General features: G+C 42.8%; 20 protein-coding genes. 13 read left to right on the top strand and 7 right to left on the bottom strand.

Features of this window, described 5'->3' with window-relative positions; all coding sequences use genetic code 11:
* Positions 1 to 24: 24 nt before the first annotated feature.
* Positions 25 to 1,365 (bottom strand): N-succinylarginine dihydrolase, encoded by a 1,341-nt coding sequence (gene astB, locus OV592_RS11560; RefSeq protein ID WP_406608674.1) that lies wholly within the window; start codon positions 1,363 to 1,365, stop codon positions 25 to 27.
* Between the two features lie 302 nt (positions 1,366 to 1,667).
* Between astB and topA the strand changes: the two genes are divergently transcribed.
* A complete protein-coding gene (topA, locus tag OV592_RS11555) occupies positions 1,668 to 4,310 on the top strand; it encodes a type I DNA topoisomerase (protein ID WP_406608673.1) in 2,643 nt (880 codons plus the stop codon).
* A gap of 62 nt (positions 4,311 to 4,372) precedes the next feature.
* On the opposite strand, the gene OV592_RS11550 is transcribed toward topA, so the two are convergent.
* The 3 genes from OV592_RS11550 to OV592_RS11540 form a co-directional block, all read right to left on the bottom strand.
* Positions 4,373 to 5,332: a methylenetetrahydrofolate reductase gene (locus OV592_RS11550; RefSeq protein ID WP_152782735.1), complete on the bottom strand. Its 960-nt coding sequence runs from the start codon at positions 5,330 to 5,332 to the stop codon at positions 4,373 to 4,375.
* Positions 5,333 to 5,447: 115 nt separating this feature from the next.
* A complete protein-coding gene (locus tag OV592_RS11545; protein ID WP_016403029.1) occupies positions 5,448 to 6,212 on the bottom strand; it encodes a hypothetical protein in 765 nt (254 codons plus the stop codon).
* A gap of 33 nt (positions 6,213 to 6,245) precedes the next feature.
* Positions 6,246 to 6,938, bottom strand: coding sequence for a sensor histidine kinase KdpD (locus OV592_RS11540; RefSeq protein ID WP_016403028.1), 693 nt, complete (start codon positions 6,936 to 6,938; stop codon positions 6,246 to 6,248).
* A gap of 163 nt (positions 6,939 to 7,101) precedes the next feature.
* Here OV592_RS11540 and OV592_RS11535 point away from each other — a divergent pair, with 163 nt between their 5' ends.
* From OV592_RS11535 to OV592_RS11520, 4 genes are all read left to right on the top strand, one after another.
* Positions 7,102 to 8,118: a DUF2817 domain-containing protein gene (locus OV592_RS11535; protein WP_406608672.1), complete on the top strand. Its 1,017-nt coding sequence runs from the start codon at positions 7,102 to 7,104 to the stop codon at positions 8,116 to 8,118.
* Positions 8,115 to 8,876: an alpha/beta fold hydrolase gene (locus OV592_RS11530; RefSeq protein ID WP_406608671.1), complete on the top strand. Its 762-nt coding sequence runs from the start codon at positions 8,115 to 8,117 to the stop codon at positions 8,874 to 8,876. The genes OV592_RS11535 and OV592_RS11530 overlap by 4 nt, the downstream gene beginning before the upstream one ends.
* A 48-nt stretch (positions 8,877 to 8,924) precedes the next feature.
* Positions 8,925 to 9,491 carry a hypothetical protein gene (locus OV592_RS11525; protein WP_406608670.1) on the top strand — a complete coding sequence of 189 codons (567 nt, stop codon included), beginning with the start codon at positions 8,925 to 8,927 and terminating at the stop codon, positions 9,489 to 9,491.
* A gap of 88 nt (positions 9,492 to 9,579) precedes the next feature.
* Positions 9,580 to 10,401 carry a lipase family protein gene (locus OV592_RS11520; protein ID WP_016403024.1) on the top strand — a complete coding sequence of 274 codons (822 nt, stop codon included), beginning with the start codon at positions 9,580 to 9,582 and terminating at the stop codon, positions 10,399 to 10,401.
* A gap of 25 nt (positions 10,402 to 10,426) precedes the next feature.
* On the opposite strand, the gene OV592_RS11515 is transcribed toward OV592_RS11520, so the two are convergent.
* Positions 10,427 to 10,804, bottom strand: a complete 378-nt coding sequence (locus tag OV592_RS11515) for a hypothetical protein (protein WP_016403023.1) — start codon at positions 10,802 to 10,804, stop codon at positions 10,427 to 10,429.
* A gap of 251 nt (positions 10,805 to 11,055) precedes the next feature.
* Between OV592_RS11515 and OV592_RS11510 the strand changes: the two genes are divergently transcribed.
* Positions 11,056 to 11,217, top strand: a complete 162-nt coding sequence (locus OV592_RS11510; protein WP_406608669.1) for a hypothetical protein — start codon at positions 11,056 to 11,058, stop codon at positions 11,215 to 11,217.
* Positions 11,218 to 11,245: 28 nt separating this feature from the next.
* Here the strand turns inward: OV592_RS11510 and OV592_RS11505 are convergent, their stop codons facing one another.
* Together OV592_RS11505 and rssA are read right to left on the bottom strand one after the other, a co-directional pair.
* The gene (locus OV592_RS11505) at positions 11,246 to 12,187 is read right to left on the bottom strand and encodes a YeiH family protein (protein ID WP_406608668.1); all 942 of its coding nucleotides are present in this window, start codon (positions 12,185 to 12,187) and stop codon (positions 11,246 to 11,248) included.
* A gap of 179 nt (positions 12,188 to 12,366) precedes the next feature.
* A complete protein-coding gene (gene rssA, locus OV592_RS11500) occupies positions 12,367 to 13,296 on the bottom strand; it encodes a patatin-like phospholipase RssA (protein ID WP_152782749.1) in 930 nt (309 codons plus the stop codon).
* Between the two features lie 280 nt (positions 13,297 to 13,576).
* Between rssA and OV592_RS11495 the strand changes: the two genes are divergently transcribed.
* From OV592_RS11495 to tolQ, 7 genes are all read left to right on the top strand, one after another.
* Positions 13,577 to 14,233, top strand: a complete 657-nt coding sequence (locus OV592_RS11495; protein WP_016403019.1) for a TetR/AcrR family transcriptional regulator — start codon at positions 13,577 to 13,579, stop codon at positions 14,231 to 14,233.
* The gene (locus OV592_RS11490) at positions 14,220 to 15,521 is read left to right on the top strand and encodes an efflux RND transporter periplasmic adaptor subunit (RefSeq protein WP_406608667.1); all 1,302 of its coding nucleotides are present in this window, start codon (positions 14,220 to 14,222) and stop codon (positions 15,519 to 15,521) included. Before OV592_RS11495 ends, OV592_RS11490 begins: the two co-directional genes overlap by 14 nt.
* Complete coding sequence (locus OV592_RS11485; RefSeq protein WP_406608666.1) at positions 15,514 to 18,624, top strand: efflux RND transporter permease subunit; 3,111 nt, start codon at positions 15,514 to 15,516, stop codon at positions 18,622 to 18,624. The genes OV592_RS11490 and OV592_RS11485 overlap by 8 nt, the downstream gene beginning before the upstream one ends.
* Before the next feature lie 126 nt (positions 18,625 to 18,750).
* Complete coding sequence (ruvA, locus tag OV592_RS11480) at positions 18,751 to 19,371, top strand: Holliday junction branch migration protein RuvA (RefSeq protein WP_249483117.1); 621 nt, start codon at positions 18,751 to 18,753, stop codon at positions 19,369 to 19,371.
* A gap of 14 nt (positions 19,372 to 19,385) precedes the next feature.
* Positions 19,386 to 20,393: a Holliday junction branch migration DNA helicase RuvB gene (gene ruvB, locus OV592_RS11475; protein WP_406608665.1), complete on the top strand. Its 1,008-nt coding sequence runs from the start codon at positions 19,386 to 19,388 to the stop codon at positions 20,391 to 20,393.
* A gap of 173 nt (positions 20,394 to 20,566) precedes the next feature.
* A complete protein-coding gene (gene ybgC / locus OV592_RS11470) occupies positions 20,567 to 20,965 on the top strand; it encodes a tol-pal system-associated acyl-CoA thioesterase (protein WP_220718022.1) in 399 nt (132 codons plus the stop codon).
* Positions 20,955 to 21,638 carry a protein TolQ gene (gene tolQ, locus OV592_RS11465; protein ID WP_016403012.1) on the top strand — a complete coding sequence of 228 codons (684 nt, stop codon included), beginning with the start codon at positions 20,955 to 20,957 and terminating at the stop codon, positions 21,636 to 21,638. Before ybgC ends, tolQ begins: the two co-directional genes overlap by 11 nt.

Raw genomic sequence — 21,638 nt, 5'->3', positions numbered from 1 at the left:
GTCAGGCTTTTTTTATCTGCTCAGTTAAGCTTGTTGGAAAGGGTAAACAGACCCTAAATGTAAGATTTGGGTTAGCTCATCCAATGCGGTATTCACCTCGGTGATCAACTGAGGGTCACGTAAATCATCAAAAACCAAGCTATCTCTGTAGTGCTTATCAACCCACTGGTTTAGCGTGCTAAATAGTTGCTCATTCATGATGGTGTGTTGGTTTACTGCAGCTAATTCCATGTCGTTTAACGCCACTCGTAAGCGCAAGCAAGCTGGGCCACCACCGTTGCTCATACTCTGCTTAACATCAAAGTAATGCACTTGTTTAATCGGAGTATTTCGACTTACTAAGTCTTCTAAATAAGCACTAACTTGGGGCGATTCTTGACAGTTTGTTGGTGCAATAATAGCCATTTCACCGGGTGCAGTAGTAACGATCTGGGTATTGAATAAATAGGTTTTAACTGCTTCTGAAACACTCACTTCATTGTCGCTAACTTCTATGAAATGTAGCTTATTATCGCCGAAACGCTGCTGAATATGCTGAAGTTGCTGCTGAGTGTTTAAAAAAGCTTGTTGATGATAAAACAGTACATTTTGGTTGCCCACCGCAATCACATCGTTATGGAAAACACCTTGGTCAATTACTCCAGGGTTTTGCTGGATGAAAATCGCTGTATCTTGATCTAAACCATGTAAGCGAGCTACGGCTTGGCTTGCTTCTAGGGTTTGCCTTGCGGGAAATTTTTTAGGAGCAATTACGCTGGTATCTGCAGCTGAGCGGCCATAAACAAATAGTTCTAAGCCAGCTTCGCCGTAATTTGAACACAATCGGGTATGGTTAGCCGCACCTTCGTCGCCATAGTAGTCGTTTTCTGGCAAATGTTGATGGTGTTCAAAATATTTACTATCAGAAAATACCGCCTTCAAAATATTTCCGGTAACTTGTGGCTCAATAGAGCGATGCAGCTTATTAGTTAAGTTTGCCGGCGTGAAATGTACTTTGCCATTTTCGGTGTCTGCGCTAGGCGATACGGTGGCTGCATTGGCAGTCCACATGCTTGATGCCGAATAACTAGCGAGTAGGGCATCTGGCGCATTTTTTGCCGCTTGTTGTAAAACTTGACTATCGTTACCGGTAAAACCGATACGACGAAGAAGATTGAGATCGGGACGTTGTTGCGGAGCCAACACGCCTTGAGTAAGCCCTAGGTCATGCAAGGCTTTCATTTTTAATAAGCCTTGCTTGGCGGCTTCTTTTGGGTTTGAGGCATTTTGGGCATTGGATAAAGAGGCAACGTTGCCAAATGAAAGACCCGCATAATTGTGGGTTGGGCCAACTAAGCCGTCGAAGTTGACTTCAAAATGTTTCATAGTCTTCCTTTTACTACGCTCACTTAAAAAATGAGTTATCTTTTATTGAAAAATTTGACACCAATGGTTATTTATATTGGCAGAAAAAGAAAATCAAGCGTATAACACTACGCTTTACTGGGATTTTCAGATGTTATCAGTTTGTATCTTGGTGGTCGAGTGCTTAATTATTCGCCCAATAAACCAAAGATGCAAAAAAGTTATTGACCTATGCTAAGTCTCGAGCAATATAAAAAAGAACGAATATCTATTACTTTCCGTCAATAGGCCAAGTTGGTGGACACAATGGTAAAAAGAAAAATATGAGCAAATCTCTGGTAATTGTAGAGTCACCAGCTAAAGCAAAAACGATTAACAAGTACTTGGGTCGCCAATATGTGGTGAAATCAAGTGTCGGTCATATTCGTGATCTGCCTAGCAGTGGAAGTGCAACCAATAAAAAGAAAGCTGCGCCTGTTTCAACCAAAGGATTAAGCGCAGAAGAAAAAGCCAAATTAAAGAAGGCTAAAGACAAAAAAGCGCTAGTAGCTCGAATGGGTGTGGATCCCGAGAAAGATTGGAAAGCCAATTACCAAATTCTGCCTGGCAAAGAGAAAGTAGTAAACGAGCTTAAAACGCTTGCCGAAAATGCTGACACCATCTATCTCGCAACCGATTTGGACCGCGAAGGAGAGGCCATTGCTTGGCACTTAAAAGAAATTATTGGAGGCGATGACAGTCGTTTTAAGCGAGTAGTATTTAACGAGATTACTAAGTCAGCAATTAAAGACGCGTTCTCGCAGCCAAGCGAGTTAAACATGGCGCGAGTAAATGCTCAGCAAGCCCGTCGATTCTTAGACCGGGTAGTGGGTTATATGGTATCGCCACTGCTTTGGAAAAAAATTGCTCGCGGTTTGTCTGCTGGACGGGTTCAATCGGTAGCGGTTCGTCTGGTCGTTGAAAAAGAGCGTGAAATTAAAGCCTTTGTACCAGAAGAGTACTGGGATATTCATGCTGATTTAGCAACACAATTAGGCGAAGGCTTTCGCTTAGAAGTTGCTAAAGAAAACGGTCAAGCCTTTAAACCTGTTAACAAACAGCAATCAGAAGCAGCAGTTGCGACTTTAAAAAGCGCGGATTATCAAGTTGTTAAACGTGAAGATAAACCGACACGCTCAAAGCCAAAAGCACCTTATATTACCTCTACGTTGCAGCAAGCAGCTAGCACCCGTTTAAGTTTTGGCGTTAAACGCACCATGATGTTAGCTCAAAGGCTCTATGAAGCAGGCTACATCACCTATATGCGTACTGACTCAACAAACTTGAGTAACGACGCTGTAGAGGCTGCTAGAGGCTATATTGGCGATAATTTTGGTGATAAGTATCTACCAGACAACCCTTTACGTTATTCGAGTAAGGAAGGTGCCCAAGAAGCGCACGAAGCAATTCGACCTTCAGACGTGAATGTAACCAGTACTCAATTGGCTGGTGTAGATGCCGATGCTGCTAGGTTATACGATTTAATTTGGCGTCAATTCGTAGCCTGTCAAATGACTGATGCGCAATATGATGCTACCACCGTTACAGTGAGTGCAGCTCAATTCGAATTACGTGCTAAAGGCAAGATTTTGCGCTTCGATGGTTGGACAAAGGTTCAGCCAGTAGGCAAGGCCAGTAAAGCCGATGATGGTGTGTTACCAGCGGTGAGCCAAGGTGACAAACTCAACTTGGTTGAGCTTGATCCTAAGCAACACTTTACTAAGCCACCAGCGCGTTTCAACGAAGCATCATTAGTTAGAGAGCTAGAGAAGCGTGGCATTGGTCGCCCGTCGACCTATGCGTCAATTATTTCAACCATTCAAGATCGTGGATATGTACGCACCGAAGGTCGTCGTTTTTACGCTGAAAAAATGGGTGAGATTGTTGCTGAACGCTTAACAGAAAGCTTCCAAGATTTAATGAATTACGACTTCACCGCAGAGATGGAAGAACGTCTTGATGAAGTTGCTGATGGCAGTATTGAGTGGAAACAAACACTTAACGAGTTCTATAAAAACTTTAAGAAGCAACTAACCGTAGCCGATGATGACGAAAAGGGGATGCGTAGCAATACTCCTGTTCTGACTAACATCGAGTGTCCTGATTGTGGTCGTCCTATGGGCATCCGCACCGCCAGCACCGGTGTATTCTTAGGTTGTTCTGGTTATGCATTGCCGCCTAAAGAACGTTGTAAATGCACAATCAATCTTATTCCTGGTGAAGAAGCGGTTGCCGCTGATGTAGAAGAGCAAGAAACAGAGGCTCTGCGAGCTAAAGAACGTTGCCCAGTTTGTGGTACTGCCATGGACAGTTACCTTATTGATGAAACCCGTAAACTACACGTGTGTGGTAACAACCCAGATTGTGAAGGTTATGTGGTCGAGCAAGGTAGCTTTAAGATTAAAGGCTACGACGGGCCTATCGTTGAGTGTGAAAAATGTGGCAGCGACATGCAACTACGCACTGGTCGCTTTGGCAAGTACATGGCTTGTACAGGTGAAGACTGTAGCAATACCCGTAAGATCCTGAAAAATGGTGAAGTGGCTCCACCACGTGAAGACCCCGTTCATTTGCCTGAACTACCCTGTGTAAATAGTGATGCCTACTTTGTATTACGCGATGGCGCATCCGGTATCTTTATGGCCGCAAGTAACTTCCCACGTTCACGAGAGACACGAGCGCCATTAGTGGAAGAATTGAAGCGCTTTAGAGATAGATTGCCGGAGAAGTTTTACTATTTAGCTGATGGGCCAACAGAAGATCCAGATGGGGTTAAATCTTTGGTTCGATACAGCCGTAAGACTAAAGAGCAATACTTAAGCACTGAAGTCGACGGTAAACCTACTGGTTGGAGAGCGTACTTTAGCGATGGTAAATGGACCATTGAAGATAAGCGCAAAAAGCCTAAAGCCAAGAAAAAGGCGTAAGTAGATAGAACTAAAAAAAAAGGAAGCGAAAGCTTCCTTTTTTATTGGCTATGTTTCGATGATTAGCTGTTTAATTGCAACTGAGCCAGCTTTTTGTCCATGGTGGCTTTTAGTAGCTTATACAGCAAAATAGCGGCATCAATTTCTTCTTTACGGTTGGTAAGGCTTTCTATGTTTAGCCCTAAGGGGATCCCAAGCGGTAAAACGGCTTCTAGTATCTGCACCAAGTTGTTGTAACAAATTAGGATTGATTCTTTTAGCGGTTTGTCAGCATTGAGAATACGCAGACTGGTTGCTTCAGGTACCGATATTCCCAACCATTCAATAAACTCTAAGGTTTTAGCACTACCACAGGGTGAAAAGGTAAGAATGATCCGCTGTGGCTTTTGCTGGTTCGCTGCACACTCATGGGCATAACGGGTTAGCATATCGATAGTAGCTTGAGCGTTATATACCGCCTGAGTAACAAAGTACTGGCAACCTTGGTGTGTTTTATGGATTAACCTAGCATGTTCATCACCTTTCTTGGCATGCCGCTCTGCGATGGTTACCCCACCTAAATAAAACTCAGGTGCATGACTTGCGATTGCTTTGTAGGCATCGGCTAAACTTAGTTGAATATCATTGGTTGCTGCCGGGCTGCCTACCAAAACCAAGTCGCGAATTTCAAACTGGTGCCATGCTTCTTTTAACCAATTTACAAAGTCTTGTTCATTTCGCTGAGAGACACTTTTGTAAGTAATGACCGAGCGTTCACTTTTATGCATTAACAGCTGGGCGTACATACGCGGATCATGTGTTTGCATGTAAGGAAATGGGCGAGGCTTGTCGATGCGGCTGCTTTCATCTTGAATGTCGTAAACAATTAGGCCGTCATACTCAATTTCATCTAAACGAGACAGCAACTTGTCTGCAATATCGCTGACTTTTTCGATATCGGTATTTTGTTTAGGGGGAGTGGTACCTATGAAGTAAACCCCATGGAAGGGGTCACTAGAAATCTGCTCAAGTGTTTTACGCATGTTGTGTTTGCTTTATTTATTTAGTTAGCGATATTTTCGCATAGCTTTGAGCTGCAGGTCTAACTTTCTGGGTTAGGCTGCTAAATCAAAGCGATTACGATGAGGTGGGGAAGTATTACCACTTTTTCTTGGGTTGAAACAATACATCTAACTCGTCAGTTTCTTTTTCTGCTAAGTTTTCTGCTTCTTGTTTGCTGTCGGATTTAAGCTTGTCGCTCATTTCTTGGTTCATCCGGCGCATGTCTTGTAGTTTTTGTTCTAGGTAGGCATCGCGGTCAGAAATATTGCTCAGGGCCGAGATGCCTTTATTAAGCAATTGGCGAGCTGTGCCCCATTGGCGCAGCGCTTGGGCTTCTACAGCGCGTTTAAGGGCGTTTTCAATGTTCACTTTTAGCTGCATTAACTCTAAGCGTCGGTCTTCTAGTACAAACACTTGAGTGTTTAAGCGACCCTTGGCATGTTCTGAGCGTACTACCGCACGAATTTTTTTAATGATCTGCAGCATCTGCAGCGCATCTTTATCAGTATCAGGGGCTCTGAAAGCACTGTCACTGATGTCGCCTGCATTTTTTATTTGGCTTAGTTGTCCTTTGGTTGCGCGAATACGGTTATTTAAGCCTTTAACGCTAGGATCGGTGGTTCTAATTTGATTGAGAGCTTCTAACATACGTTTATGCAGCAGCTCTACCAGTTCTTTGCTGTAAGGCAAAATAGAGGAATGCAGTAGCAACTCTTCCGTTTCGTTAATAATTGCCTTTTGCTTGGCAATTGCTAAACGGCGTTCGGTTTCTTGCTTCTGTTTAAATTGTTGAACCATGTTGTAGGCGATGACTAAAAATAACAACGCGCCTATGCCAAGCAATACTAAGGTAAATACCATACTTAAACCGAAAAAATATCCTAAGTGTTTGTGCTACGGGAGATATAAACTAAAACGGCTACCACCTAAAGAACTGCCATTTTCTAGTTTTATTTTACCTTCCTTGCCCGAATTTATATGTGCTTTAGCGATCAATTTTGCGAAAAATAAACCTAAACCGCTACGATTTTTAACAAAATTTATTTGCGAAGCTACTTCTATATTTGCCAAGTCGATAATGTCCTGGGGAAATCCATCACCATCATCATCAATTTGGATGCATAAATAGTTATCGGCTTGTTTTGCAGATATTTTAATTTGTTTTTTTGAATAGCGAAGCGCATTCACCACAATATCATTAAGTAGGTAGTCCACCAGTACGCCATCAAAGTACCAACTTAGTGAAGGTTCCACATCTATTTCAACCTTCATTTCTGCTTGTTCGATGAAGGTTTGGTTCTTGTAATAAATATCGTTGAGCAAGTCTTCTAGGTACTGCTCTTCAATGGTCATTGGCATTTGTTCTTTTTCGAAACGATAAAGCGCCAATAACTGCATCAAGCTTCCGTTTAAGCGTGACACTTCGTAATGCAAGCGCGACAGTTCTTCGCTGTCTTCTCTGCCCATTTGCTTTGAGCGTAAGGCTATGGATTCTGTTGACTGAGTCAGCATACATAGCGAATTTTTCATATCGTGAACTGCAGTGGCTAAAACTGATGAAAAATCTAGCTTGTCGTTTACTGGCATGTGAAGTCCTTATAAGCACGTTGTTGCAGTGTAACCGAAGCCCAGCTTTGTCGCAAAATCAACTACTTCCAAAATACTATTAAGATTACATAGCGAGCTAGTAATAAACCTGTCATGGCATTTTGCTAGATGTAACTTGCCAATTATAGCAAGCGAGGACGCGATGCAAGGCCAGAGTGAATTCCCGGAGATGGATCAGCTGCTTAACATTCTTCAGCTGTTTCCAAATAAGCTTAATGGAGAGTTATTGTGTGAAGTTAACGGCAACTCTAATGACTCTTATCCTGTTCATGCAATTAGCCTGGGTAATGCCTCAATTGATAAACCTGGAGTATTGTTTGTAGGTGGGGTTCACGGTGTTGAACGTATTGGTAGTCAAGTGGTGTTGTCTTTTTTAGCCAGCCTGCTGCACCGGCTTGATTGGGACACACAACTCCAGTACCTCCTCAATAACTGCTACCTTGGTTTTGTGCCTATCGTAAACCCTAGTGGCATGGTTATGCAGCGAAGAGCTAACGCTAATGGCGTAGATTTAATGCGTAACTCACCAAGTATTGCTACCGAAGGCGCTAGCTTTATGGTTGGTGGGCAGCGAATCAGTGCACATTTACCATGGTTTAGAGGAAAAAGCGGCCAAGCAATGGAAATGGAAAATCAGGCCTTAGTTAAATTCGCTCAAACCAACTTATTCCCACGGCCTTTTAGTTTGGTATTAGATTGTCATAGCGGTTTTGGCCACAGTGACCGGATTTGGTTTCCCTATGCAAACTCAGTATCGCAGCCTATTGATGATCTTGGTGTGGTTTATCGGCTTCGAAAAGCCTTTTTTAGTGGCTTTCCGCACCAAAACTATCTGTTTGAACCACAAACTAAACATTATGTTTGTCATGGTGATCTTTGGGATTATTGCTACGATCAGTCTTTAGCCTATCCGGGTACGTTTATTCCTCTTACTTTGGAGATGGGGTCGTGGCGTTGGTTAAAGAAAAATCCACTTCAGCTGTTTAACAGTTTAGGTTTATATCACCCCATGAAGCCACACCGAGTACAGCGAGTGCTAAGACGGCACCTAATATTAATGGAGTTTTTAATGGATGCCTGCCATTCATGGCAAAGCTTCCTTGATGATCCACAATTAGACTTAGACAAGAAAGCGGCAATAAAGAAGTGGTATTCATGACTAATAGTCAACGACCAATTGTTTTGGTTAGGGGGTTAATTCGAGAGAAACGCCATTGGGGTCAGTTTCGAGAACTCCTGCAACAAGCCTTTCCTGAGCGTACAATTGTTAGTTTTAACGTCCCCGGTAATGGCCACTTATATCGCTTAAATAGCGCAGACAGCATTTGCCAAATGCGGCAAAGTTTGCGGATTCAACTTCGGCTACAAAATGTAAACATTGATTGTGTAGATATCGTTGCCATTTCATTAGGGGGAATGTTGGCCGTAGATTGGGCAAATAAATTTAGTCATGAGGTTAACTCGCTGGTTTTAATTAACTCATCTAACGCTGCGTTTTCACCGTTTTATCGTCGTTTAAATTGGCGTATTTATCCCTCTTTGCTAAGCGCTATTTGTACTCAGTCTACGGTTTCTCGACAACGTAAAATCATGAGCTTAACCACTAGCTTTCCTAAACAGCACCAGCAAGTTTTGTGTTCTTGGGTTAGCTGGGCAAAGCAGTATCCGGTAAGCCTAGAGAATGCTTATTTGCAACTTAAAGCGGCTGCAGCTTTTAAAGCGCCTAATAAGCCTAACCAAGCAATGCTGATTCTAAATAGTCGTAGAGATAAATTAGTTGACTGCAGTTGCAGTGAACAGCTCGCTAAGCGCTGGCAAGCAGATTTTAAACAGCATCCTACCGCAGGGCATGACCTACCCTTAGATGCACCGCTCTGGACAGTGAAGCAGATTCAGCAATGGCTATTAAGCTGCTAATCTTAAAGTCGATGCACTATCGCTTGGATAAGTTAAGGAATGGTGGTTATGGGTAAGTGGTTATTTTGTTTAGGTTTGTTTTCATACTCTGCTATAGCTAATCAGCTAGCGATAGAAGTGATAGAAGGCGCATACCCCAAACTTACTTTTCGAGTAGAAGCGGCCAAACAACTTGAACTTATGCCAATAACAAAGGCAAGTGTTAACGAGCAAGCAGATGCCTTGCAAATAAGCCTACCTGCAAGCAATGCCTGTGTTTACGATAACCTTCAACTATTAAGAGGGCGACTAATAACTTTAGAGCTTGCTTGGAACTCCAGCATACAGCAACAAATCAATGTGTTAAGCCAAGACAAGTTTTGGAAAGACTTAGCTTATCGCGTGTTAGTGCCAAGCTCTAGCGCGAGTTGTAAGATGAAAGACCTTGAATTGCATTTTCCAAGCCTTTCAGTGTTTAGTGGAGGTTGGGGAAGGTTAGAGATAAATGATACAACAGGCGTAATTGCACACGGTTTTTTTGTAGTTCAGCAAGTTGGCAATGTTTATATCTTTAACAAGGTAGTTCCTAACCACCTTAAGGCTCAGCAATATTGGTTAAAGTACTACGCACAATAGCAGTGTTGGTGCTGTTTCATTAAAGTGTCATATTAAATTGTGAACACTATGTTTCAATATACCACCAAAACGCCTTAGGTAGCTTTGTTTGAACCAACCGCTAATTCAAGAACCCATCGCTAAGTTAAAAAAACTAAAACGTTACCAATACGAACGTTATGCGGTGCTTTGTCGACTGGCTTATCCGTCGGCTATGCAAGGTATGACTGAGCAGCTTGATAAGTATTTGTATCAAGACGTGTTTGATCGCTGGGGGCGGTCAACAACCCGGGTATTATGGAAAGAGAACAAAGATGAAGTGATAGTTGTTTTTCGAGGGTCAATGAACATATTTGATTGGCTGGTTAATCTTGCTTTTGTTCCACGCAAGTATCAAGCAGGAGAGAGCCATTATCATGTTCATTGGGGCTATTTGCAGCTATTGGAGCAGTTAAGTTGCGATCCTAATCGGAGCAAAAATAAGTACACCGTTTACCAGCGTCTTGAGGCAATATTATTGCCACTGATGGCGCAAGGAAAGCGCATATCGCTTACGGGTCATTCCTCTGGTGGTTGTATGGCAGTATTGGTGGCGGATAGGTTAGAGCGGCAATATCCCAAAAAAGTGAAACGGGTCGTTACTTTTGGTCAACCGGCAACAGGTTTATGGAACTTCAAAAAACACTACAAATTGCATCGTAAAACTTACCGAATTTGCTGTGACTTAGACATAGTAACCTTTTTGCCACCCTTGCCATTTGTCTATTGGCATGTAGGTAGAATGCTATGGTTACACGATGAAAGAATTTATGAGAATACGCCAACCTGGTATCGGCTAAGTAAGTCTTTGGTGAGTTGGTTGCTATTACCGTTTACTTATCACTACATGCGTAAATACATTCGCAATAAAGACTATTTTGATGAACACTAAAGTGCTGTAAACAAAGCGGAGTAAGTTAAGAGCCTGCCGCACTGCGGTAAGATTGCACCGCGCGGATCCCTTTCTTACTCACATTCACTACTTCGGTTCTTGGCCATCGTCCACAGAGCAAAGTAATAAACTGCTCATCTTCTTTGTAGTAAACGTAGCGCTGTCCTTGGCCTAAGCTACAACAAACTGGTTTGTCATCTAAATAGCTAATGCTAACAAAACCATCTTCAGAATTAACACTTGGACACCAATCCTGCGTTGTACCGCCATGGTGATTGGGTTGTTGGGCCCGCAATACCGATAATACGTCTACGGTGTTAGCTGGGTGAGTTGAAAACCAGTTTAGGTAATCGGAAAAGCTTAATTCTTTGTCGTAAAACTTTGCCAAAGTTACTTTTTGCATTTGCAATATTGCTAATATCATCACCAACAACGCGATGATGAACGGAAAAAGTATTCTATAGAACAAAGTTTGAAACATTGTGCCTGCCGTAAGTATTGTGACCGCGGACGATTCTAACAAAAATGTGATGTATGTCTAATTATTATTCGCCTCAACAATCATTCTTTATAAGCAGCAGCGCTAGCTTATAGACAAACTGAATTTGCAGAAGCACAAATGTTGGTTACAGTTTTGCCAACTGGAGGGTGCTGATGTTACGTAAAATTTTGTTAGCGATTATTGTTCTGAGTCTACTTATTGCTTGGTTTAGTAATGATTTGATCCGAGCAGTATTCGAAGCTACAGCCTTTTTGGCGGTACTGGTAATGCTAGGTACATCGTTAGTGGGCAAACAGCGTAAATCTAACCAATAGCATTGCTCATGCAGGTTTAGCTTGCCGGTTAATAGAAAAGCTTAATGATTACTAGTGAGCTCACTGCTATGCAGAACCATAGGCCTAATCCAAGCAATAATGGTTTACTGCCTGCTTGTTGTAAGTTTTTTGCCGTTAAGCCATAGCCGATTAAAAATAAACACACTCCCAACAACTGTTTAGACATCTCAAATAAGCCTTTGTAGACAGCCTCAAACATCGGTACATAGTTGCTGATAAGCATTGCTAAAATGTAGAAGAAAATGAAGTAGGGAATTGATACCTTTCCGTCTTTTTCTTTGAATATTATCGAGCTCATTAAGGCTACAGGGATTATCCATAACGCTCTGGCTAGTTTAACGGTAGTGGCAACGCTAAGGGCTTCATCGCCGTACGCTGCAGCAGCGCCTACAACAGACGAAGTATCGTGAATAGCAATGGCTGCCCAATAACCAAATTGGTTTTGGCTTAACTCTAATACGTGGCCCAGCAATGGGAATAAGAACAAGCCACAAGCATTCAAAATGAACACGGTCGCTAAGGCTAAGGAAATTTGTTTACTATTTGCCTTAATCGCAGGAGCTACTGCGGCAATGGCGCTGCCGCCGCAAATTGCAGTTCCCACCGAGATTAAATAGCCGGTCTTTTTCTCCATACCCACTAACTTAGCGGCAACTAAGCCAACAAATAGGGTAAAAGCGATAGAGCCTACAATTAACCCAAAACCGTGTTGTGTGTATTCAATAGCTTGGGTAATAGAAATACCAAAACCTAAACCGACCACTGAGATAGCTAATAGACGCTTGGTTAAAACAGCAATATCAATGGTTTTAGGTGTTAATCCAAAACTTGCGAAACAAGCTCCAATAACCAGAGCGCCAGGACCGTTTATGAGAGGCGTAAGGATTACTAAGCAGGTAACTAGGCACAATACATCTGCTTTACTGAGCGGTTTTAGTTTTTCTAACATATTAAATCCTCAACATCAGGCTTAAGTATACGCCGAGCAAGGATTGCATGCATGCGGATTTAGTTGCGAGATAAATTCAAAAAAATATCTTAATTCATTGATTTAATGTGATTATCTGTTTTTATATCAATAATAATGATTATTTTAATTGATATTATTCATCGAGCTTAAAAGCTAATTTAGCGATAAAATAACTCTTCCTCGATTTGTGGTCGCATCAGTTCTGTCACTCGTTTGCCTTCGGCAATAGCTTCTTCGGCACGGTGGAAATCCATGATGCCAATATCCCCTAATTTGGGAGACAGCAATATATCTGGTGGATCGCCTGCCATACGGGTGCGGGTTAACCGCTCCTGCATAATATTAATCGAGGTAGACATTACGCCTATCATGCCGGGGGAGCGATTATTGTTTGGCTGCTTGAGGTTACTTAGCATGGAATTAAGAAAATCTTTGCCGCCACCTAACAAGCGCCAAAATGGTTGCTCGTTAGCATTGTTATTTTGCTCGCTTAACTCCAGAGGGTGGTCGGTCAGCGCAATTCTAGATTTATCATTGTTAAGGTTTACCGCAATAACGATGTCGGCGCCCATCGCTCGGCACAACGATACCGGAACTGGATTTACCACTGCGCCATCTACCAGCCATTGATCTTTTAAACGATAGGGGGCCATTAATCCTGGCATGGCACATGATGCGCGAACAGCGTCTCGTACACTGCCTTTTTGCAACCAAACTTCCTTGCCGGTCTCAAGCTCAGTTGCTACTGCGCCAAATGGAATCGTTAATTGCTCTATGCTGTCGCTACCAATGTATTTTTCTGCAGCGTTAAATACCTTTTCCCCGGTGAGCAGTCCACCACGGTAAAGTGAGAAGTCCATCAAATTGAAAACTTGCCAGCTAGAAAGGCTTAAGGCCCACTCGTTGAGTTTGTCTATTCGTTGGCAAGCATAAGCTGCTCCGACTAAGGCACCGATTGAGCAACCAGATACAATATGTGGGCGGATACCCATATCTTGCAAGGCCATTATAACCCCTAGGTGAGACCAGCCTCTTGCTGCTCCGCTACCCAAGGCTAAGCCAATCTTTAACTCGCCGCTAACTGCCATGATAACTCCATTCAAGCCAACTATTTCGTAAGCCTCATTGTTGCTTAAAAATGCTGAAGTTCATAGTTACTTATGTTCTAGATGCGAGTTAGCTATAGCCAAGTAGGGTACTGATATTTATCAAATATTTTGCAGGGGCCAGATGAACAGTAATAAGCCTTTAACTGTGCGAATTAAAGGAAATTCATTGAAAGTAAAGATGCGAAGAATTTTACTTGGCGCAGAACGCGCGTTTATGTTTTATTATTTATTCTACATATGATGAATAAACCAATAAGCCATGACTAAAAAGAATCCTGTAGGGCGACCTAAAGGCGATAGCCAAGCTAGGAAAAAATTATTAGAAGCTGCCACACAGCTGTTTGTAAAACATGACTACGACAAAGTATCGATACGCATGGTGGCAAACCAAGCCGAAGTAGACGCGGCACTTATTAGGTATTACTTCGGCTCTAAAGCGCAGCTTTTTGGTGAAATGCTAAAGAATGTATCTGACCCTGTATTTAGTACCCTTCAACATGGGAAACAACACACCGAAGTAAGTGACTTAGCTAAGGTGATGCGCGCTTATTACACCACCATGGTGGACAACCCTTATTTTCCGAAGCTGATATACAAATTGTCCGGCTTACCTAAGGAACACGAAAGCGCTCAGCAACTAAACCTGATGATTGGCAGTTTGGGGCGTTTTAAAAGCAGGGAGTTATTCCAAAAATTGTTAAAAAACAAGTCACTTTTAGATGGCGTAGACCCTGAGATGGCACAGATTAGTTTTTTGAGTTTAATGGTGTTTCCATTTTTGATGCCTGAGCGTTTATTGGAAGCCAATCAAATTGAATTATCGAAACAAAAATTTTTAAAACTTGCAGATCACAACGTTCAGTTGCTTGAGCGTGGATTGTTTAAACCTAAGGAACATAGTAATGCAGCTCAATAAACCTTGGTTGATTTTTCCTGGCATTGCCATTGGAGTACTTTTTCTGGTCTTGGCTATTGCTACAAAGGAAGTTGCACCGGTAAATGCTCAGCACCAGTCTTCCCGTTTAGTTGAGGTGGTGGGTTTAGAGCAGCAAACTGCTGCTCCTGTAGCGGTGGCTTACGGAAGAGTAGAGCCTAAAACCAGCTGGGAAGCTGTAGCGGAAGTAACCGGCAGTTTAGTTTATCGTCATCCCTTGTTAGAAGAGGGACGGTTTCTTCCAAAAGGAACCTTGTTGCTTAAAATCGACCCGCTTGAATACAGCCTAAAACTGGTTCAGGCAGAGGCCAACTTAAACGCAAGTAAAACTCAATTGGCTCGACTAAACCAAGAAGAAACCAATCTTAAAGTGAGCTTAGATATCGAACGTCAGCGAGCTTTGTTGGTGGATGAAGAGTATAAACGTAAGCAAAAGCTTAAAGCGCAAAATCTTATTTCCAGCTCAGAGTTAGAAAACCAAAAACAAAACGTACTCATTCAAAACAACGTGGTTCAAGAGCTTGAGAATGCCTTACAGCTTATCCCCGATGATAGACGTGTTGCCGAAGCACAACTCGCGGTGGAAGAGGCCAAACTTGAGGATGCGCAACGGCAACTGAGTAAAACAGAAATAGTGCTACCTTTCGATGCCAAAATTGCAGAAGTAAATATTGAAACTGAGCAGGTGGTTAACTTGCAATCGGTAATGGTAGTGGCGCAGAAGCTGGATGTAATGGTAGCCGATGTGCAGCTGTCGTTAAACGATATGCGTCATTTGGTTAGCAGCGTTCAGCACTATCAAAATGCTTTAGGTTTACCTTCAATTGATGAGTTGGAATTTGAAGCATCTGTTAGTTTGGTGGCGTCTGGTATTGAGTATCGGTGGCCCGCTACGGTCACTCGTGTTGCCGAATCGGTGAGTGTAGAGCAAGCTACAGTTGGTATGTTTTTAGAAGTTGCACAAAATATTGCAGAAATGGATTTAGCCCAGCAAATCCCGCTTACTAAAGGTATGTATGTGCAAGCAACCATTAAAGGTTATCCGCAACAGCACTATGTGGTGCCTGAACGTGCTTTGCATGGCAGCAGTATTTACCTCATGGATGACCAAGACAAACTTCGCATAATCCCTATTACTGTGTTGTTTAGAACTGAACAAGGTGTGGCTATCAGTGGCGAGATTAGCAGTGGACAGAAGCTAATTCTTAATGATCTTATCCCTGCCGTAGAGGGAATGAGTTTGCGATTAGAGGACGCGACGAATGCTTAATTATTTTATTCGCCATCCTACTCTAGCAAACCTTGTAATGGTGAGTTTTATACTTCTCGGCTTAACTAGCCTTAGTACCTTAAAGCGTGAAACCTTTCCCGAGTTTACCAATCCCTTCATTATCGCAACGGTGGTATACCCGGGGGCGTCACCTAGTGAAGTGGAAGAAAGTTTATGTATGCGAATGGAAGACGCAGTTGATGGCTTATCAAGTATTGAAGAAACCCGCTGTGAAGCGGTTGAAGGCCTTGGCTCGTTGGTTGTAAAACTTGATGGTAATGCCGACGTAGGGCGAATGTTGGTTGATATTCAAACCGAAATAAATGCAATTAAGGATTTCCCAGAGCAAATAGAACCGCCCGTAGTAAAAGAAATGGATTGGGCCGAGCCAGTTGTCGATATCGCAATAAGTGCGCCAGCATCTTGGCCTGATTTAAAAGCTTACGCAGAAGAGCTTAAACATATCCTAAAGGTTGATTACGGCGTAGCGATGGTAAGCGTGAGTGGATTTTCGGATCATCAGCTACGCGTTGAGTTAGATCACACAGCGCTGCGTAGGTTAAACCTTAGCGTGAATGATGTAGCTAGTACCATTAGCCAGCAAAACATAAATTTGCCGGCCGGCACTATTGAGCTTACCGATAAAAACTTGTTAATTCGTTTTGATCAGCGTAAACGAGACCCTGTTGCGTTGGCTAAAACGGTGATCGCCTCAGATAACAATGGCAGCGTTGTGTACCTTGGTGATATAGCCACTATCAGTGATAGATTTGAGTTAGACGAAGAAAAAATCCTCTTTAACAACTTTCCATCTGCGGTACTTAAAATCAGCAAAAACAAAGCAGATGATGCTTTGCGAATTAAGCAGTCTGTTCAGCAGTTTGTTGATGACCAGCGCCTTGTTACGCCGGAAGGAGTGAGCTTAACCCTTACCAATGATATGTCTTCTCTATTGAGCGATCGTCTAAACATGATGCTCAAAAATGGATGGCAAGGGATTATCTTGGTCTTTTTGAGCATGTGGTTGTTTTTCTCGCTGCGTTACTCATTTTGGATTGCAGCTGGATTACCGGTAGCCTTTATGGGCGGATTGTTTTTAATGTCGGTGTTTGGACTGTCAATCAACATCATGACGCTAGTGGGCTTGCTTATGGCCATTGGTATCATGATGGATGACGCGATTGTGATTGCAGAATCCATTGCCGCGCATTTAGAACGTGGATTAAGCGCTGACCAAGCAGTAGTAAAAGGCGTTAAAAAAGCCGCACCCGGGGTTATCTCGTCGTTCTTCACCACCATTTTTGTACTGGGAAGCTTGATGTGGTTAGACGGTCAAATGGGGGCTGTGTTAAGCGTGGTTCCCATGGCCTTGTTATTGGTGCTATGCATTAGTTTGGTAGAAGCATTTTTAATTTTGCCTAATCACCTTCGTCATACCTTGCAGCACAAAGGAATTGAACGGCCTACTAGCGGGTTTAAAGCTAAATTTTTAAATGCTTTTGAAAACTTCCGGCTTAACAAGCTAGTTCCGGCAGTCGCCTTTGTAGTGAAATGGCGTTACGTTTCGCTTGGAGCAACGTTTGGTTTATTGCTGTTATCTTTTTCATTGGTGATTAGTGGTTTAGTTAAATTTACCGCTTTTCCAGAGTTAGATGGCGATATTGCAGAGGCAAGGATCATCCTTCCTCCTGGGTCGAGTTTGAGCCAAACGGAGACGCTAGTTACTGAAATCGTAAATGCTGCGCAACAAGTTGGAGAACGGTTCACCCAAGATAACAATGAACCTCAGACGCTTATTCACGATATAACCGCGCAATACAACTTTAATGCCGATGCTGGCGAGTCCGGCCCGCATGTAGCTACAGTGCGCCTTGATTTACTCTCGGCTGAAGTTCGCAATAGTTATATCGAAGATTTTATTGCGGCTTGGCGCGAACAAGTTGGCGAGCAAGCTTTACCTTTAGCGTTGGCGTTTACTCAACCAACGATGGGGCCGGCAGGGCGGGCGATTGAAGTTCGTTTGCAGCACTCAAATCTAGATACACTAAAATCTGCTTCAGTTGAACTACAAGCTTACTTGGGCAAGTTTCAGGGTGTGAATAGCATCTTAGATGATATGCGACCTGGCAAAGAAGAGGTGGTTATCTCTCTTCGAGGTGGTGCCGAGTCATTTATGGTTAATGGCCAAATGGTCGCGGAGCAGTTGCGCGCTTCTTACCAAGGAGTCATTGCTGACGAGTTTCAAATTGGCCCAGAAAATATGCAAATAGACGTAAGGCTTAACAAGCAACAGTCCGGAAGCTTGCAAGCCTTAGCAAATTTTCCAATTGTGTTAGCAGATGGACAGCAAGTACCGCTATCGTCGATTGCAAACATTGAATATCAGCGCGCTTATGTACGCATTCAACGAATTAACAGTTTACGCACTGTGACAGTAATGGCAGATGTTGATACCCGAGTGGCCAATACCAACGAGGTGATGCAACTGGTACAAAAAAGCTTTTTGCCTGAGCTTCAAAAACAGTTCCCAGGCTTACGGGTAGATTTTGAAGGTGAAGCTAAAGAAAGCGCGAAAGTAGGGGCTTCTTTAAGCAAAAGCTTCGCCATTGGCATATTTGGTGTGTTTGCAATTTTGAGTTTTCAGTTCAGAAGTTACTTAGAACCGGTAGTAGTGCTTACGGTGATTCCTATGGCGCTAATTGGGGTATTGTGGGGGCATTTTTTATTGGGGCACAATCTAAGCATGCCCTCAATACTAGGGTTTATCTCCCTAGCAGGTATTGTAACCAACGATTCAATATTGCTGGTGCAGTATATCCGTTATCATTTAGATGAGGGAGACGATGTTTATCAAGCAGTAGTGAATGCAAGTAAAGAGCGCTTTCGGGCAGTGTTTTTAACCTCGTTAACTACAGCTGCAGGTTTGTTGCCTTTATTGTTAGAAACCAGCTTACAAGCTCAAGTTGTGCAACCAATTGTGGTGTCGATAGTATTTGGCATTATTGCGTCCACTATGATGGTGTTATTTATTATTCCTGCAGCCTATGCGGTATTAGCCGATTGGAATTTGGTCCATAAACATAAATCGCTGCAACATGAATAAGGCCTAATACTGAAGACGAGAACCTAGCAAGGCTTAATTGGTGCTAATTAAACTTTTAACTCAAAGACTGGATATATATCCAGTCTTTGAGTTAAGCTAAGCGCAGTTAGTTTAGGAGTTTATGCAGTGATCGCTACCATTAAAGGTATCTTAGAAGAAAAAGTCCCCCCCTTTGTTTTAATTGATGTGGCTGGAGTAGGCTACGAAATTCAGCTACCTATGAATTGCTTTTACCAGCTACCAGAGCTGGGCGAGTCGGTACGCTTGTTGACTCACTTCATCGTACGAGAAGATGCTCAACTGCTTTATGGCTTTCATGATAAGGCTTCACGCTCTTTGTTTAGAGAGTTGATAAAAGTAAATGGCATTGGGCCCAAAGTAGCATTAGCTATTTTATCTGGTTTAAGTTGTGAGCAGTTTGTGTTTGCGGTTAAACATGAAGATCTATCGAGCCTAGTGAAAGTGCCAGGCATTGGAAAGAAGACCGCCGAGCGTTTATTGGTAGAAATGAAAGACCGCTTGAAAAACTGGAATGTAGAACTTCCAGAAACGCCAATTAGTGATAGCCTAAGCAGCCATGGCGATTTACCTTTACAAGCAAGTGTAGATCCAAGAGATGAAGCCATCGCTGCATTAGAGTCTTTGGGTTATAAAGGTAATCAAGCTGATAAGTTGGTTAAACAAGTATGGACCAGCGGCATGAGTAGTGAAGAGCTGATTAGAGAAGCCTTAAAAGCGGCACTGTAATAAAGGTAAACTAGATGATTGAAGCTGACCGTTTGGTTGCAGCCACACCAGTAACTGAAGAAGAGAGTGTAGATCGAGCGATTAGACCCAAAAAGCTTGAAGATTACACCGGTCAAGACGCGGTTGTAGAGCAGTTAGAAATTTTTATTGAAGCTGCTCGTCGTCGCGACGATGCTTTAGATCATTTGCTCATTTTCGGCCCACCTGGCCTAGGTAAAACCACCTTGGCTAATATTGTTGCCAACGAGTTGGATGTAAACATTAAAACCACCTCTGGCCCGGTGTTAGAAAAAGCCGGTGACTTAGCGGCGCTGTTAACCAACTTAGAGCCTGGCGACGTATTATTTATCGACGAAATTCACCGCTTAAGTGCTGTAGTTGAAGAAGTGTTATATCCAGCAATGGAAGATTATCAGCTGGATATTATGATCGGCGAAGGACCAGCAGCGCGTTCGATTAAGCTGGACTTACCGCCTTTCACCTTGATTGGTGCAACCACTCGAGCAGGAATGCTAACCTCTCCTCTGCGTGACAGGTTTGGCATCGTACAGCGTCTAGAGTTTTACAATACTAAAGACTTATCCGATATCGTTAAACGAAGTGCTCATTATCTCAATTTAGACTTAGATGACGAAGGGGCCTGGGAAGTAGCTAAACGTTCTCGAGGAACGCCTCGAATTGCAAATCGCTTATTACGTCGAGTTCGTGATTATGCCGATGTGAAATTTGATGGCAAAGTCACTCAACAAGTTGCTGCACAAGCACTCGATTTGCTTAGCGTAGACAGTGCAGGCTTCGATTATATGGATACCAAGTTACTTAAAGCCATTACCGAAACTTTTGCTGGTGGCCCGGTGGGTTTAGACAACCTGGCAGCTGCAATAGGTGAAGATAAAGAAACCATAGAAGATGTACTAGAACCTTTCTTGATTCAACAAGGTTTTTTGCAACGCACTCCTCGCGGGCGCATTGCCAGTGATAAAGCCTATTTACACCTCGGTTTAGACCTTCCTAAACGATAAAAATGCTGTCGTTTAATAACGACAGCATAGCCAAAAAATGAGCTTAAAGTGTTTAATTTTAAGCCGTTATTCCAATTTTCTTTGTCAATTATCTAAATTAAGTGTTTAGAGTCTTAACCTTGGGCACCAGCCTGTGTATAGTAATTTGTAATTATATATTTGGGATAGGTTTAATGTCGGTTTTAGCTGTTCGGGTTTATTACGAAGATACCGATGCTGGCGGGGTGGTTTATCATGCCAACCATATTAAGTACTTCGAACGAGGCCGCACAGAATGGTTGCGCGAGCTTGGCTATGATCAAGATGTATTAATGAAACAAGATTTGTGTTTTGTTGTGCGCTCGCTAAATATCGATTACAAACTTCCTGCTTTATTCAACCAAATGCTCTCGGTAGAAACCACCATCAATAAAATGAAAAGAGCCAGCTTGGTATTTGAACAAACCATTAGAAATGCTGATCAACAAGTCATCGCCCAGGGAATGGTTACTGTAGCTTGTGTCACATTGTCATCAATGAAGGCCACGGCCATTCCTGAAACGTTAAAAGAGGATTTACTCGGTGCACTCTGATATGTCATTTATCGGCTTGTTTTGGCAGGCGAGCCTATTAGTTAAGTTTGTAATGCTGTTGTTAGTGAGTATGTCTGTTTATTCATGGGCCATGATTATTAACCGTAATCGCGTTTTAAAGGCTGCTAAAACTGCTAGCGATGCTTTTGAACAAAAGTTCTGGTCTGGTGTAGACCTAAATAAGCTTTACCAAGAGAGTAACGCCCGAGCAGATCACCTGCAGGGGATGGAACAAATTTTTCACTCGGGTTTTCGCGAGTATGTACGTCTACATAAAACCAGTGGCCGTAGCGCCGATGCAGTAATGGACGGTACTTACCGTAGCATGCGGGTATCGTTATCGCGTGAGGTTGAATCACTAGAAAATCAGTTACCCATGCTCGCCACCATAGGTTCGATTAGCCCATATATCGGCCTATTTGGTACGGTGTGGGGTATTATGAATGCCTTTATTGCATTGGGTGAAGTTCAACAAGCAAGTTTGAACATGGTAGCTCCAGGTATTGCAGAAGCACTTATCGCGACAGCAATGGGCTTATTTGCAGCAATTCCCGCTGTTATTGCCTTTAACCGTTTTTCTACGGGCGTAGCTAAACTTGAACACGGCTACGCTAACTTCATGGAAGAGTTCTCTAGCATTTTACATCGCCAAACACACAGCGGTAGTAATTAA

Source organism: Agarivorans sp. JK6, from assembly GCF_045277145.1.
GTDB lineage: Bacteria > Pseudomonadota > Gammaproteobacteria > Enterobacterales > Celerinatantimonadaceae > Agarivorans > Agarivorans albus.
Note: the sequence above shows the minus strand (reverse complement) of the source record. Positions and strands in the feature narration are given on the sequence as shown.